The sequence below is a fragment of the Aquitalea sp. S1-19 genome, from assembly GCF_024343515.1.
The window spans coordinates 1-1,729 of the sequence record NZ_RJTZ01000279.1 but is presented as its reverse complement, the minus strand read 5'-3'; the positions used below and the strand labels follow the sequence as shown (position 1 = coordinate 1,729).

At 56.2% G+C, this 1,729-nt stretch carries 2 protein-coding genes; one reads left to right on the top strand and one right to left on the bottom strand.

The window, feature by feature from the left end:
• On the top strand, positions 1-396 hold a 396-nt coding region (bfr, locus tag EGI20_RS18320; protein WP_498633126.1), incomplete at its 5' end, for a bacterioferritin.
• Positions 397-452: 56 nt separating this feature from the next.
• Here bfr and EGI20_RS18315 read toward each other — a convergent pair.
• Positions 453-1,729: YdgA family protein (locus EGI20_RS18315; protein WP_498633124.1), on the bottom strand; the 1,277-nt coding region annotated here is incomplete at its 5' end.

Genomic DNA, 1,729 nt, shown 5'->3' with positions numbered 1-1,729 from the left:
TTCCTGCATGCTCGCATGTACCGCAATTGGGGGCTTAAGCGTCTGGACGAGCATGAGTATCATGAGTCCATCGACGAGATGAAGCATGCCGACCGTTTGATTGAGCGTATCCTGTTTCTGGAGGGCTTGCCCAATTTGCAGGATCTGGGGCGTTTGTATATTGGCGAGCATCCCGAGGAAATGATCGCCTGTGATCTCAAGCTGGAGATGGAGGCGATTCCGCTCTTGCGTGATGCTATCCAGTATTGCGAAAGCGTGCGCGACTATGTGACGCGCGAATTGCTAGACGATATTCTCGCCGCCGAAGAGGAGCATGTGGACTGGCTGGAGACGCAGCAGGATCTGATTGCCCGCGTCGGAGTACACAACTACCTGCAAAGCCAGATGGGCACCTGAAGAGCCCAGATAATAAAAAGCCGGCGCGAGCCAGCTTTTTATTGGCTTGTGCGCGCTTACAAAGCTGCGCTCGCGTCCGTGGGGAGTGGATCTTCTTTCTCTTCCCATGGCAGGGCTACTTTTTGCTGGTTGATCTTCAGGATGCCTCCCTGAAAGTCCAGCTTGGTGGAAACCTGCTTGCCATCGAACTTGATCAGCTTCTTGTCTGCCCATTCGGCCAATTGGGCATCCAGCAGACTCTTGGCCAGATCATCGATTTCGGCCATGTCCGGCTGGTCTTCTGCGCTGGCGTCAACGGTGAACAGAGTGCGTGCCTGTGCGACCACCATGGTTTCCAGTGCCGGTTTGGGCAGTGAGACATCGGCGTCGACAATAAAGCGGCTGATAAAGGTCAGCGGTGACTTAAGGTCGGTTTCCTGGAAGCCCTTGATCGCCATGGAGCCGGTCAGCGAGCTCATGCCGCTAGGCAAGCCCAGCTCAAGCTGGTGAACCACCAGCTTGGGATCGTTTTGCAGTAGCGGTACACCATTTTTCAGGATGGTATCGATATAGCGCTTGCGCATATCTGCCGGTGCAATGTTCTCGAATGGGATCTTGGATAGCTCCTGATCCAGCTTGACCAGTGTCGGGCCATGCAGGTGGTTGGCCGAGATATCGAGCTTGAGCGGGCCGTATTTCTGCTCGTCGTAGCGGAAAGTCTCAAAGCCTAGTTTGCCGCGCGTATTGACGAACTGATCCTGCTCGCTGGTAACAATCTGGTAGTTCAGCTTGGTCAGCTCGACATTGGATGGCTTGAGCTCGCCCGACGGGTTGATGAACTCGCCCACCCTGACCCGCGTGACCAGATAAATCAGTTCGTTCAGCTTGATGCTGTAAGGAATGGCTTCCTTCCAGCCCAGCTTGACGTTGTTGACGTTCAGCTCGCCAGTGCCCAGACGCACGCCACTATCGCCGGGGCGAACATCGGATACATAACGTACGCCGTCAAAGGCAAAGCGTCCCTTGCTGGCCGCATCCAGCACAAAGCCCGGAGAGTCGGCTTCCAGCAGATATTCCTTGAAGCCGCGCCCGTAATCCACCTTGAGGTCGAAGCCCTGCCAGTTCATCTTGACGCCGGCCAGTGTCTCTTCGTAGTCAAACTTGGGAATATTGACTTTCAGCTCGCCGCCACCGCCAAAGCCCAGACGGTTGGTCACGGTAATCGGTTCGGCTTCGCCGAAGAAGCGCGACAGTGTCTTGCGCGTAGCCGGGCTCATATCGAACTCGGTGGTCACCAGTGCGCGGGCCGGCATCAGGTTGAAGCTGGCAAGGCCGGGCAGCGGGCCATGCTGGA